The 12,535-nt window shown below is 67.5% G+C and carries 8 protein-coding genes; 7 read left to right on the top strand and 1 reads right to left on the bottom strand.

Annotation, left to right across the window (positions count from 1 at the left end; all coding sequences use genetic code 11):
• Positions 1–247 precede the first annotated feature (247 nt).
• Complete coding sequence (locus tag ACWEF2_RS24700) at positions 248–523, top strand: CPCC family cysteine-rich protein (protein WP_453818730.1); 276 nt, start codon at positions 248–250, stop codon at positions 521–523.
• Positions 524–830: 307 nt separating this feature from the next.
• Here the strand turns inward: ACWEF2_RS24700 and ACWEF2_RS24695 are convergent, their stop codons facing one another.
• Complete coding sequence (locus tag ACWEF2_RS24695; RefSeq protein ID WP_453818729.1) at positions 831–3,755, bottom strand: peroxidase family protein; 2,925 nt, start codon at positions 3,753–3,755, stop codon at positions 831–833.
• Between the two features lie 626 nt (positions 3,756–4,381).
• On the opposite strand from ACWEF2_RS24695, the gene ACWEF2_RS24690 reads away from it, so the two are divergent.
• The 6 genes from ACWEF2_RS24690 to ACWEF2_RS24665 all read left to right on the top strand — a co-directional run bounded on the left by ACWEF2_RS24690 (position 4,382) and on the right by ACWEF2_RS24665 (position 12,187).
• Positions 4,382–4,510, top strand: a complete 129-nt coding sequence (locus ACWEF2_RS24690; RefSeq protein ID WP_453818728.1) for a hypothetical protein — start codon at positions 4,382–4,384, stop codon at positions 4,508–4,510.
• A 107-nt stretch (positions 4,511–4,617) separates the two neighbouring features.
• Positions 4,618–5,919 (top strand): YcaO-like family protein, encoded by a 1,302-nt coding sequence (locus ACWEF2_RS24685; RefSeq protein ID WP_453818727.1) that lies wholly within the window; start codon positions 4,618–4,620, stop codon positions 5,917–5,919.
• Positions 5,920–6,182: 263 nt separating this feature from the next.
• The gene (locus tag ACWEF2_RS24680; protein ID WP_453818726.1) at positions 6,183–8,309 is read left to right on the top strand and encodes an NACHT domain-containing protein; all 2,127 of its coding nucleotides are present in this window, start codon (positions 6,183–6,185) and stop codon (positions 8,307–8,309) included.
• A 278-nt stretch (positions 8,310–8,587) separates the two neighbouring features.
• Positions 8,588–9,700: a zinc metalloprotease gene (locus ACWEF2_RS24675; RefSeq protein ID WP_453818725.1), complete on the top strand. Its 1,113-nt coding sequence runs from the start codon at positions 8,588–8,590 to the stop codon at positions 9,698–9,700.
• Positions 9,701–9,734: 34 nt separating this feature from the next.
• The gene (locus ACWEF2_RS24670; RefSeq protein WP_453818724.1) at positions 9,735–10,052 is read left to right on the top strand and encodes a hypothetical protein; all 318 of its coding nucleotides are present in this window, start codon (positions 9,735–9,737) and stop codon (positions 10,050–10,052) included.
• 50 nt (positions 10,053–10,102) lie between these two features.
• Positions 10,103–12,187 carry a trypsin-like serine peptidase gene (locus tag ACWEF2_RS24665; protein WP_453818723.1) on the top strand — a complete coding sequence of 695 codons (2,085 nt, stop codon included), beginning with the start codon at positions 10,103–10,105 and terminating at the stop codon, positions 12,185–12,187.
• The last annotated feature ends 348 nt before the right edge of the window (positions 12,188–12,535 follow it).

Here is a 12,535-nt window from a genome sequence, read left to right as displayed (position 1 = left end):
TAACTACCGGGTCACATTCCTCCTACTCCAACTTGTGTAGTCTTTAATCCCATATGTCCCAATAAGTGGGAAGTTGGGGATGGGCGCCGCACTCATATTTCCCAGACAGTGGGAGCGGACTTTTCGTGTCCGGGCGCGAGTGCTGAAGCCCTCCGCCCCGGGACATGCCGCTGACTCGTAATGAGGTGATCAGTTACCGACGCTTCGGGCCGGTCGACAAGGGCGTTACCTTGGATAGGTGGTGTTCATGAACATCTTTCGGCCAAAAGGCGACAAGCCGTATCCGTGTCCATGCTGTGGGTTCCTCACCCTTGAGGAGCGGGGCATGCACGAGATTTGCCCGGCGTGCTTATGGGAGGACGATGGGCAGGACGAGCATGATGCCGACGAGGTTCGTGGTGGCCCCAACCGTGAGCTGAGTCTCACCAAAGGGCGGCGCAACTTCGCCGTATTCGGTGCGAGCAGTAAGCGGCACATCGACAAGGCGCGTGATCCCCTCCCACACGAGCACCCAATCGGCTGATCCTGCTAACGCGGATGCCAATCCCAAATCGGACCCGGACGGCTGTGGATGACCCTGGACGGAGGGAGTCCGTGAACCCCGCCCGATCAGGCCCGGAATGGACGGCCGGGTCCTGAGCGCGGCGCGGAACACCTGCCGCGGAGGCGCTCAGACAATGTGGCTCCCGCATGATGAGCGCTAAGTGAGAGGCCACGTCACAGCTCATGGGGAGGGCTGTCTCCAGTTGGTCTCCGGCAGTGGCCGGGAGAGGAGATCTTTCAGTCCCTCCCACCCGACCTCCGGTTTCACGGATACGTCGGCCCGGCTCTCAGTCGCGGCTGGTGCCGGGAGCGTGCTTGTCGGGCGTGGTCGGGCGCCACGGCGCGAACGCGCCGGCCGTTCTCGGCAGGAAGGCCGCCAGTTCGGGGCAGTGCCGCAGGATGACGCTCTTCATGCCGTTGCGCTCGATCCAGTCCAGCCCCAGCGGGGTGTAGATCTCGGGCCTGAAGTCGACCGTGAGGAAGCGGTCGCTCTGCAACCGCCGGCTGGCCATGAGGATGAAGACGCGAAAGGCCGTGTCGCTGAAGCCGAAGCCCTCGGGGGGATTCTCCGCATAGAGCCCGACCATCGTGTCGATGTCGTCGACCGTACGGTAGACGTCCTTGAGCCGTGCCACCGTCTCCGGGTTGGAGGTGAGGTCTTCGAAGCACCGGATGCGCGGCTTGTGGAGACCGGCGCGGAAGTCGTTGTAGCGCGGAACGCCCCGGCGGCGGGTACGCACGATGTCGACCACGGACAGGTCGATCATCTCTCCGTCCCGCTCGAACGCCTGGAGCGCGCGCGGGTAGTTGTTCAGGGTGATCGCACCCGGGTGGGCGATGCCGAGCGAGTAGAGCGAGTTCGTGAGACCGGCCCTGCGGATGAGGGCCTCCGTGGCGGCGCCCTGCACGTCGTTGAACCCCAGGGTGTCGAGCGTCCGGCCGGACCGGTGGTCGGCGATCTCGAAGTCGTCCGGGATCAGCGGGTGCATTCGGTAGACGGTGACGAAGTCCTCGGTGAGCGAGTAGGGAGCGGAGTGGTGGTCGGGCAGGGTCTTGGGGATACCGGTGAGCGCCTGCGCGTCGACCAGCCACACCCCCAGCCGGGTCAGCCAGTTCCTCGGCGGCCCCTCCCAGTTGGACGTCAGCCCGATATCGATCAGTTCGGTCGCGAGGATCGCGGGGGTCCACTCCACAGTGTGGATCTTGGCGATGAGAGCGGAGACGACGAGCCTCGCCGTGTGGTACACGCTGTCCTCGTCCATGCGGGGGTACTCACTCCGCAGGGCCTCGCACACGGCGTTGTGCTCACGGGCGAAGAGAGTGTGCATGACACTGAGCCCGAGCCACCAGTTCTCCCTGAAACCGGTGAGCGGTACACCGGTCGGACCGGACAGCAGGTGGCCCCCTTCCAGGTGCAGCGCCGCGCCACCGTCCGGCTCGCGCAGGGACTTCGCGACGGTCTCGTCCTCGCCGTAGACCTCCGAGCCGTCCCACCAGTGGGAGGCGGTGTTGGCGAACAGGATCGGCGGCTCCGCGCCGCCGTCCGGGCGCACGCCCTCGTTCTCGGCGAAACGCATCACCTTCCCGGGCGCTCCACCCGGGGTGTTGCTCCAGGTCATGCCGGGCGGCAGCGGCACCTCGACGCTCTTCATCCCGGCCGGGTAGCGCTTGTGGTTGACCCAGTCGTGCACCTGGAACTGGATCCACGCGGCGGCGATGATGTTCAGCGACCGTGCGGGGATGAAGGTGTCGCGGTGGAGCAGTTCCCTGCTGACGGTCACCGGATTGGGCGTGTCGAAGAGGTCGGGCCGATAGACGGGTGGGAGGTTGCGGCCGAAGGCCGAGCCGAGGGCCCCCATCATCGGCGCGGACAGGTCGTTGTAGGTGCCGTCGTAGCTGCGCCTGACCCGCAGGTGCTCGTCGATGGGCGGGGGCACCGGATGGGCCTTCGGCACGGCCTCGTGTATCTCGGTGTCGATGAGGTTGTGACCGCGCAGCACCTGCCGGAACGTTTCGAGATTGAGGAGTCCGAGCCGGGTCGGCAGCCTGTGCCAGGGGACGAACCGGTTGAGAGCGCGGAATCCGATCTCCAGGAGCCCGCCGATGACGACGTTGCGCTTCGGCCGCGGTGTGATGAACCGATATCCCCGGCGATGGGCACTGGCGGCCTCGTAGGCGGCCTTGCGGGCGCGGTTCAGGTTGCCGAGGGGCCGGAACTCGTCCGTGGTGTTCCACGGGTCGAACGCGAGCCGGTCGACCCGGAGCGCGACGGCGCGGGCGTCCGCGGTGTCAAGGTCCTGCCGCGGGATCGTCAGCGTGCCCACCGGGATGACGGGCGCGTCCTCCTCCCTCCAGTCGGCCGCGCCGTTCTCGATGGGCGTGCGCCCGGCGTCCGCGTAGCGCTGCACGCACAGTTCGAAGACGACGTCCGACCTTGCCAGCCGCGTGGAGAGCTCATGCCCCAGGTAGTCGGGATCGCTCCGCGACGGAGGGGGTGCCGCCGGGGCACCCGTGGCGGGACGGAGCCGGTAACGCACAGGTCCGGCGTCCCCCCACAGGATCGCGCCGCGGCTCCAGTAGGTCTCAAGCGCGAGGCTGCCCACCTTGCGCCTGGTTCCCGCGGTCATGTTCCGCCGCATGCGCGCGGCGTTGGACCAGCCCACCGCCATGGGCAGCTTGGCGAAGAGCGCGATCCCCCTGCGCAGGGGCGAGTCCGCGCCCGCCATGGCCCGCGCGAACGCGACGAACTCACGTGCGTTCCGCGCGGGGAGGACCGGATGGTTCGCCATGAGAAGGTCGTGGGCCTGATCGGGCCCTACCTGTATCCGCAGTGCCGCACCTCGCAGATCGGGCGCGAAGTCCGGCCGGCGGACGCCGCTCTCGTTGGACAGCCGGACGGTGACCGGGTATTCGGCGCCGGGCTGGGCGAAGCCGACCCGCAGGTCTTCGGGAAGGCCCGGGTGGAACCTCAGTCCGGCGTTCTCGGCGCCGAGGTTCGCCTTCGCGTGGAAGGTCCGCTCGACGTCGGCGGCACCGCTGCGCTCCTTGATCTTCAGCTGGACCAGCATGAGGTCGCGGGCGAGCTTCTCGAAGATCGTCCGCTCAACCTCGGGGGTACCACCGACATAGCGCTCGTACTGCTCGGCCGCGGGTGCTTCTGGCGCCGGCGGAGCTTCGCCGGCAGGGCGCTCGTGCCGCTTGGTCTCGTACATGTGGCTCTCCTGCCGGTGCTCGCCCTCATCGGTCGTGAGAGCTTTCGGGCGCGACGCGGAAATCTCCTCCCGTGATTCCGTGATTCCGTTTCCGTGGTTCACCGGAACCGGCGATAACGCGGCCCTCTGCTGTAGGGCCGACCGTCCTGGGGAGATCAGGCGATCGCCGCGTGGAACACCGGAAGCGAACAGAGGCGCGAACTCGCACGTGCGCGGGACGGTGCGTGAACCACCGATGCGGCCGACAGGAACGCGTGCCGGCCGTTCACTCCGCCGTTTCATCATCCATGAGACAAGAGCGGAACCGGACAATACCAGGACAAGCGACTGAAATATTATCTTTTTCAAAGACTTACAGCCCGTCAAGGAATGTCGCCGTTCTTACCAAGAGGGGAATGTAAGCATGTTGACCCTTCACCCGGGGAAGGGTGAGGGCTCCGTGCGCTTACCCATTCCCGGAGTGCCCGAGGCCCGCTCTTGGGGCGGACGCCCTCCCCGGCCGCTCGGCCGGCCGACGTCTGGTCCGGAATGTGGATTGAGCTTTTGCCGCAGATGCACTCCTCGTTGTTTTCATTGGGCATTTTCTCGGGAATCGTGAGAATCACATCCGAAGGGAGGCGATCCTCATGGGGCGCGGTGTCGACTACATAAAAGCCGAGTCACTGGACAGAGGCGAGCAGGAATTGACCGAGGCCGAGCGTGAGCGGCTGGAGGAGCTCCTGGACGCGAACAAACATCCAGACGGCGACGGCTGAGAAGGAGACAAGAAGGCGTACGGCCGGGGTCGATCCATGCCCGCCGTCTCCTTCCGATCCAAGCAGTGGCGAGGAGCGGGCAAAGAGTGCTCCGGCGCGGAGGTCGGTTGAGTGAGAGGGCGCGGATGAGCGGGCCGCCGTCGGGGGTGGAGCGTGTGGTACGGCTGCCGGAGGCCGCGAGGCGGGTGACGGCGGCGCTGGGGGAGTTGGGCCTGGAGCCGGAACTGACGGATCTGGGCCGGGGCCGCGATCCGACCGCCTGGGCGTGCCGCCTGCTCACACGCGACGGGGACGTGCCGCCGGCAGCCGAGGGGATGGGCAAGGGGCTGCGCGAGGAGGCCCGCGTGGGAGCGCTGTTCGAGGCGCTTGAGCACTATCTGACCGGCCCGGCGCTGTTCGATCCCGCGGCCGTGGAGCTGGTGGAGGCGGCCGAGATCACGGCCGGGCCGCTGCGGCATGAGGCCTGCGTGGTGCCGCTGGCGGGGACACCCGCCGAGCATGTGGCGTGCTGGCGTTATCGCCCCCTGGGCTGTCACCCCCCGGGAGGAGGGCGTGGGACGCCGGTGCCGCTGTTCCTGTCGGCCCCCTGGTATGTGGAGACCCACGCCGGCCCGCTGCGTGAGCAGGCGGGAGACGTCTGCGACTACGCTCACCTGATGCGCTACAGCTGCAACAGCGGCTCGGCTGTCGGCGTCACCGAGGAAGAGGCGCTGTTGCACGCGCTCAACGAGACCATCGAACGCGACGCGCTGTCCCTGCTTCTGGTGCGGGCCTTCCTGCGCACGGCCGACTTCCGCCCCGTCGTGATCGACCCGGCGACCCTGCCGGCCGGGCTGGAGCGCGTACACGCGGCGACCGAGGAGCTCATCGGCTCGCCGGTGTATCTGCTGGATATCGTCAGCGACGTGGGAGTGCCCACCATGCTCGCCTACGCAGCCCCGGCCCTCCGCCGGCCGCACCGGCGTGGCGTGGGCACCTCGCTCAGTCCCGTCTACGCCGCCTGGCGGGCGCTCACCGAACTCCTGCAGAGCGCCCTGGGGGAGACCCTGCCGTGGTCCGACGCCTCACACCGTGGTGAGCCGGTCGGCCTCGCCTGCTATCCCGAGCTGTACGCGTGCGGACGCTTCGACCTGACCGATCACCTGCGGGGCGCCCTCACGGTCCCCTTCACCTCGGCCTGCGGGGTGCCGGAGCACCCCCGTCGCCAACTGCGCGAGCTGTGCGCCGTCCTGGCCGCGCACGGCTACACGCCCTACTGGCGGACGGTGGCCGCTGTCACAGGGGAGATCATCGCGGTACACGCCATCGTGCCCGGCCTGGAACGCTTCATGCTGATCACGGATGGCAACCTGGTCCTGCCCGGCCTCCGCGGACAGGTCGCCGCCGGGGACCGCGGCTTCTCGGGGTGATTCCCGGGCGCCTCCCTCCCCAGCGGGCCGGCCACGCCGAATCGTACGCGTAACTCCCAATGGTGGTGTGCCTGATAATGCCGGAGGCTTGACCTGCACATAAGTGAATGTGCGTGGTTTTCCGCTTAATTAAGCCTCCATTTCAGGTTTCCTGGTTACTTTCGGCTGTCGAGCACTCGCATGATGGTTCTATGGGAAGGACTCACCGGCAACGGAGATCTGACCCCAAGGCCTCTGTGGCGGTGGGGATCCTGTTCTTGGTCTTGGCGATCTTGATCCTTCTGCTGGTGAGGGAGCTGCCGCTCCCGAGATGGGGGGTCAAGCTCCAGGTCCTGAACATCGCGCAGATCCTGGCGACGGTGACCGGCGTCATAGGAGTGGCGAACGGGCTGGTGCAGCTCTCGTCCTGGTGGCGAAAGTCAAGCAGGCCGTCGCCCGCTCCCGCCCCCGCCGACATCGACAAGGCCAAGGACGTTCTCGCGGGCCTGGTGACCGAGCAGTGGAGGAACGAGACGGTCCTGCGGTCGATCGGGCATCCCGAACCCATCCCGGTCCCGTGGCGATCGACCGAACACGAAGAACTGATGGACCGTCCACGGCTGATCGCCAGGGGTGCCCTGAGCTTTCCCAGCCTGAACGATCACATCGCCACCATGGCCAACGACTTCCGCGCGCTGCGATCCCGGCGTCTGGTCATCATCGGCGGGCCGGGAACGGGAAAGACGACCCTGGCCGTGCAGTTGCTCATGGAACTTCTGAGAACGCGACTTCCCGGTGAGCCCGTTCCGGTGCTGCTGTCTGCGGCACGCTGGAACGCCGAAACCCACCCTCGATTACATGACTGGCTGGCGGAATGCCTCGGCATGGACTATCCCGCGCTGCACGCCGAGGGATCCGGTCCGGACACCGCGAGGACGCTGGCGACCCGCAGTGAGGTGCTGCCCATTCTGGACGGGCTGGACGAGCTGCCCGGCGAAGCCCGGGCCGGCATTCTCGCGGCGCTGAACCGATCGATGTACGACTGCGATCAGCTGATTCTTACCTGCCGTACGGCCCAGTTCGCGGAATCCGTCGAAGCGGTCGGTGACGTTCTCGCCGCGGCGGCGGTCATCGAGCCCTACCCTCTTTCCGCCGGAGCGGCCGCCGACTACCTGCAGGCGTGCCTTCCCGCCCGGCCTCACCCCACCTGGCCTCGTGTCCTGGACGCTCTACGGCAGGGCACCGCCCCCGCCCTCGCCGAGGTCGGGGCGACGCCCCTCGGGCTCTGGCTGGTCCGCGCCGCCTACATCGCCTCCCGGCAGGACCCGAGTCCGCTGCTGGACCTCGGGCGGGGTGATCCCTCCACCCTGAACGATCACCTGTGCGACCGGCTCATCCCCGCCCTTGTCAGCTCACGGCCCCCCGCCGACGGCCCGGCCGAGCTTTTCCGGCCCCGCCACGCCTGGGATCCCGAACAGGTGCGTCACTGGCTGACCTACCTGTCCCAGCTGCTCGGCAGGGACAGTCACGATGTGGCCTGGTGGCGCCTGGCACGACACACCCCGACACGTTCGGTCCGCTGGGCGGTCAGCCTTTCGTGTGGACTCGTGGTGGGGATGACGATCGGCCTCCTGGCGGCGATGCCCGTGGCCGGAGTGGTGACCGGCCTCATGGCCGCACTCGCCGTCATGATCATGAGCAGGTCATGGTTCACGGAACTGCCCGGCTACGCCGATTTCCAGCTTCACGGAAGGCTCTCGTTTCTCGTCCGCTCCCTGCGGGACGGGCTGGTCGTCGGGCTCTTGGGCGCACTCGTGGGCTGGCTCATGAGTCACGGTCAGGTCAGTGGCGCGCTCACGGTCGGGCTGCTGTCCGGGCTCGCGTTCGAGTTCACGATCGGCCTGATCCGGTGGGTGGAGTATCCCACCGATACGACCACGGCACGATCGCCACGCTCAACCTGGCAGGCCGACAGGAACCTCACCCTTCTCCGGGCGCTCAGCGGTCTGGTGATCGGCCTCATGGGGGGAGTCATCGGACTGCGGGCCGGAATAAGCCCGCTGACCGCGCTCGTGGGCGGCCTTCTGCTGGGACTTCTGTTCGGGCTCATGCTGGGAAGTCACCACGCGTGGCTCGCCTATAAGCTGACAATTCCCCGTCTGGCCACCAAAGGGCGGCTACCGCTGCGGGCCATGCGCTTCCTGGATGACGCGCACCGCCTGGGCCTTTTACGAACCGAGGGGCCTTTTTATCAGTTCCGGCACTTCGAACTTCAAAAGCACCTTTCCCGGCAGTATCACGTGGAATTCAACAGCGGTGAGCGGCGCCGGACAACCTCTGACCTCCCCGGTCTCGACGGCGACCCGCTCTCCTGCGATAGTCGAAGGGAACCGCCGGAGGTGAGAGCGTAGATTTTCTGTGGGACGGGCCTGGTGTCCGAGTACGCAATGGGGTGTCGGCGCGACCGTTTGGCATCATATCCCTTTTTGGGCTTATAAAGATGGGTGCGAGTGTCGCCAACTCGCGACGCCCATCATGCGAATCTCCTCTTTGAACGATTTTCACAATATGAGACCTATATCGGCATACATAAATGGTACGACAGGCGGAGGGGCGTCAGAGGCGCCTTGGGTCTCCCACGGGCGCGGCTTGGTCGAGCCGGCCTGATCCGACTCTGGAAGGACTCGCCATGACCGAACTCGGCCTTCCACGGCCTCCGTCCCGCGATCTGTGCGGGACCATGCTCGTGCACCGCAGGCTGCTCAACGAGAGCATGACCTACCGTGCCCGGCGTGCGGTGATCGAGAACCGGGCGCTGCAGTACGAGACGGGACGGCGTGCCCCTGGACGGACCGAGGTGGTCACCATCCCGGTCGTCGTCCACGTGGTCCACAACCGGACCCTTCCGGAGCAGAACATCGGGGAGGAGCAGATTCACAGCCAGATCACCGTCCTCAACCAGGACTTCCGGGCAACCAACCCCGACGTGGTCAAGGTGCCGGACGTGTGGAAGCCGCTGGTGGCGGACGCCCAGGTCGAGTTCCGCCTCGCCACGCGGGACCCGAACGGCAAGCCGACGAGCGGAATCATCCGGACGGTCACCGACGAGGGCGACTTCAGCTGGGACGACGCCGTGAAGGCGAGCGCCACCGGCGGTTCGGACCCGTGGCCGAGCGACCAGTACCTCAACCTGTGGGTCTGCCAGCTTCGGGGAGGCCTTCTCGGCTACGCCCAGTTTCCCGGCGGCCCGCCGCAGACCGATGGCGTCGTCATCCTCCACTCCGCCTTCGGTACGACCGGTACGGCGGCGGCCCCCTTCAACGGCGGCCGTACCGCGACCCACGAGATCGGCCACTGGCTGAACCTCTACCACATCTGGGGCGACGACGACGGCGCGTGCACCAGCGACGACAAGGTCGACGACACGCCCAACCAGGCCGACGCGAACCACGGAACCCCGAATTTTCCCCGTATCACATGCGATAACGGGCCAAACGGGGACATGTTCGTGAATTACATGGATTACACCGACGACGAGGCCATGTTCGTATTCACCCGTGGCCAGGCCACACGGATGAACGCCTGCCTTGAGGGCGAGCGGGCATCGTTCGTCGTCGCGCCGACGGATCGCGTGCCCGTCACAGCGGCCGCGCCGACCAGTACGGCGGTACCCGAAATGGTGCAGCCCAGCCCCAACGGTGAGGTGGAGCGGCTGCTTCACGACAGCGAGCGACTGACCTCGGAGGTTCTCAACGACATTCGCGCCGCGCTCGGCATGGTCAGCGCCCATCCGGGCGGGTGAACGGGCACCGCGAGAGATCCGAGGGAGGTCACCTGTGAGCGAGACGCCGCCGGACATCGTCGGTGTGTGGCTCCATTCCTACGAGGAGGACACCGAGACCGCGGCGCTTTATCGCCCACAGCACTACCCGTTCCGTCCCTCCCGGCGACCGCGGCGAGGTCTGGAGTTCCGCGCGGATGGAACGTTTGTCGAACTTCTTCCCGGTCCGGCTGACCGCCCACGGGAGGTGACGGGCCGCTGGCAGCGCCGGGAGGACGGCCGGGTGCGTGTCTCGTTTCCCGAAGGAGGCCGCACGCCGTACGAACTCGTTGTGCTCTCTTGCGCGGACGGCGTGCTCAGGATCGCGAAATGACCGGGGTGGACGGCTGTTTACCGGTGTTAGGGATCGGAGCGTGATTTGACGTGAACATATCTGATGAAGTCCGCCAAAAGAGCTTAGATCACGTCCAAGCCGCCGCCGAACGGTACCGCCAGAGCACTGCCGAACGCGACGAGGTCCACCGCAGGCAGAAGCAGGGTGACGCCTTCCCCGACTCACCGGAGGTGCTCGCGGCCCGCGCCGCCCGCCTCATCCAGCGTCAAGGGGTGCCGGTCGAGGCGGTGATGGAGGCCACCCGAACCGTGTCCCTGGACCGGCCCTCGATGCACGAACGCATCCTGGGGGTGGCCAAGGAACTGCAGGCATGGAGCTTCCTTCCGCGCGGTGCCCGTGCGGCGCGGACCGTCGCCAGGATCTCGGTGAGCGAGAACGGCCGCGAGTTACCGATCGGCACCGGCTTCCTGGTCTCGCCGAGACTCCTGCTGACCAACCACCACGTGTTCCCCCGAATCGGGGCCGTACGGCAGGCCTTCGTGGAGTTCGACGCCCAGGCCACCATCGACAACACGCCCGAGCAGACCAAGCGGTTCACTCTGGACCCGGACACCTTCTTCGTCGCCGACCAGGACCTCGACTTCGCCCTGGTCGTGGTGAACGCCGACGCGTCCGGCAGGCCGGTGGGAGAGACATTCGGCTGGAACAGGCTCAGCGTCCAGCTCGGCAAGCTGGTCCTCGGGGAACCGGTCAACATCGTCGGTCACCCCAGCGGCCGGTTGAAGGAGATATCCATCCGCGAGAACAGGCTGGAGGTCCGGCTGGACAACTTCCTCCAGTACCAGACCGACACCGAGCCGGGCAACTCCGGTTCCCCCGTGTACAACGACCAGTGGGAGGTCACGGCCCTGCACCACGGCGGCGTGCCCAGAACCGACGACCAAGGCCAGATCCTGCGGCGGGACGGTCAGATCTGGCAGCCCGGCGACGGTGACGACGCCGTCGACTGGATCTCCAATGAGGGCGTCCGTATCAGCGCCATCCTCAAGCATCTGGCCACACTGCCGCTCGATGACGTCCGCAGAGGGTTCCTCGCCGAGATGGGCCCGGAGTCGGGGCTCCATGACGGCGCCGGTCCGCAGCCGGCCGCTACGGAGCCGGTCACGGCTCCAGCCGCCACGCGCCTGGTTCACGGACCATCCGGCGAGAGCACGGTCCGTCCCGGCGCCGGGCCCTCCCACACGACCGCCGCCCGCACCGGCCTGACCGCCGGCCCGGCGGCGTTCGGCGGCACTCTGCACCTGGTCTTCCTGCACGGTCGCGGCCAGCAGGGAAACAACCCCGAACACCTGCGCCGGTACTGGACCGCGGGGCTGAACTGCGGGCTCACGCGTGCCGGGCTGCCCACGATCGAACCGGGCGACGTCTACTTCCCCTTCTACGGAGACCGACTCGCCGAAGCCACGCGAACGTCCAGAGCCGTCCCGCACTCCCCCGAGGCGATCGTCGCCGATCCGGCCATGGCGGCCACTCCGATCTCCGGCACCACGCGGCGGCTGTACGAGCGGATAGTCACCGAGGCCGCGACTCGCGCGGGCATGCCCGCCGCGCGGCCGGTCGCCGAGGAAGGGCTGGCCGACGTCGTCCACCAGGGGCTGAGCTGGCTGGCCGCCGTTACCAATCTGGACCGGCTGGCCATTGCTGCGATCTTCGCAGACGTCGCGGCCTACCTCGACGACCAGCAGGTCCGAGAGACGGTCCTGGACTGCGTTCTGCAGACGATGCCGCGTACCGGCCGGGTGGTGCTGGTCAGCCACAGCCTGGGCACGGTCGTCGCGGTGGATCTGCTCACTCGCCTCGACCCGAAGATGGACGTCGAACTGCTCGTCACCGCCGGAAGCCCGCTCGGCCTGGACAGCGTCTACCAGCGCCTGCTCATCGGCGGGCCCGAATGCCCCGAGCGGGTGGCCCACTGGCTCAACGCGTGGTGCCCGAACGACCCGGTCACCATCGGCTGCCCGCTCGGTGACGACTGGCACGGAGAACTACTCGAAACCTCCGTCACCAATCCCGCCGAGCGGGTGCATCACATGGAGGAGTACCTCACTCACCCCGAGGTCGCCCGCGAGATCGGTGGCGTGCTCACCGGCCGATCGCTTGCCCCGAACCCCTGAGAGAGGGCGAATGTAGTCGGCCGACCAGGCCGCGGCCGCCGCCAGGAGCACCTCCTGATTTCCGCTGTCGTGCTCGGCGACGCCACCGGTCCACGGCCGGGAGAGCAGGTGAAGTCCCGCCGACCCGCCCGGCCCTCCCCCTGGGAGGGGGAACGGGCCCCTGCCCGGAAACGGCTCATGGGCCCTTCCCCGGTAGGGGAAGGGCCCATGAGGACTTACCCGGCGAGGAGCCGGGGTGGAGGGACTAGTACCTGCTGGAGACGGTCAGGCCGCTGAAGGCCGTCGCGGCGTGGGCGCTGATGTAGTGGTAGCCGGCGACCGGGCTGGTGATGGTCAGGGTCTCGGCGT

This window comes from Streptosporangium sp. NPDC004631 (assembly GCF_053601935.1).
This window is presented reverse-complemented; position numbering and strand designations above follow the sequence as displayed.

Coding starts and splice junctions, on each gene's coding strand:
- ACWEF2_RS24690 (WP_453818728.1), top strand. CDS start 4,382: ATGGGGCGCGGTGTCGACTACATAAAAGCCGAGTCACTGGACAGAGGC.
- ACWEF2_RS24695 (WP_453818729.1), bottom strand. CDS start 3,755: ATGTACGAGACCAAGCGGCACGAGCGCCCTGCCGGCGAAGCTCCGCCG.
- ACWEF2_RS24700 (WP_453818730.1), top strand. CDS start 248: ATGAACATCTTTCGGCCAAAAGGCGACAAGCCGTATCCGTGTCCATGC.
- ACWEF2_RS24675 (WP_453818725.1), top strand. CDS start 8,588: ATGACCGAACTCGGCCTTCCACGGCCTCCGTCCCGCGATCTGTGCGGG.